Source organism: Klebsiella sp. K-Nf6 (assembly GCF_002806655.1).
Taxonomy (GTDB): domain Bacteria; phylum Pseudomonadota; class Gammaproteobacteria; order Enterobacterales; family Enterobacteriaceae; genus Klebsiella; species Klebsiella variicola.
In genome coordinates, this window is sequence record NZ_PIBN01000052.1 from 1 (window position 1) to 734 (window position 734).

Annotated in this window: 1 protein-coding gene; it reads left to right on the forward strand. The window is 54.8% G+C overall.

What is annotated here, in order from left to right; all coding sequences use genetic code 11:
- The coding region (locus CWM61_RS28565; protein WP_133122480.1) for an elongation factor Tu at nucleotides 1-734 on the forward strand (734 nt) is incomplete at both ends.

Below are 734 nucleotides of genomic sequence, written 5' to 3' on the forward strand. Positions count from 1 at the left end.
CACGTTGAATATGACACCCCGACTCGCCACTACGCGCACGTAGACTGCCCGGGCCACGCCGACTATGTTAAAAACATGATCACCGGTGCTGCGCAGATGGACGGCGCGATCCTGGTTGTTGCTGCGACTGACGGCCCGATGCCGCAGACTCGTGAGCACATCCTGCTGGGTCGTCAGGTAGGCGTTCCGTACATCATCGTGTTCCTGAACAAATGCGACATGGTTGATGACGAAGAGCTGCTGGAACTGGTTGAGATGGAAGTTCGTGAACTGCTGTCTCAGTACGATTTCCCGGGCGACGACACCCCGATCGTTCGTGGTTCTGCTCTGAAAGCGCTGGAAGGCGACGCAGAGTGGGAAGCGAAAATCATCGAACTGGCTGGCCACCTGGATACCTATATCCCGGAACCAGAGCGTGCGATTGACAAGCCGTTCCTGCTGCCGATCGAAGACGTATTCTCCATCTCCGGTCGTGGTACCGTTGTTACCGGTCGTGTAGAGCGCGGTATCGTTAAAGTCGGTGAAGAAGTTGAAATCGTTGGTATCAAAGAAACCGCGAAAACCACCTGTACTGGCGTTGAAATGTTCCGCAAACTGCTGGACGAAGGCCGTGCTGGTGAGAACGTTGGTGTTCTGCTGCGTGGTATCAAACGTGAAGAAATCGAACGTGGTCAGGTACTGGCTAAGCCGGGCAGCATCAAGCCGCACACCAAGTTCGAATCTGAAGTGTACAT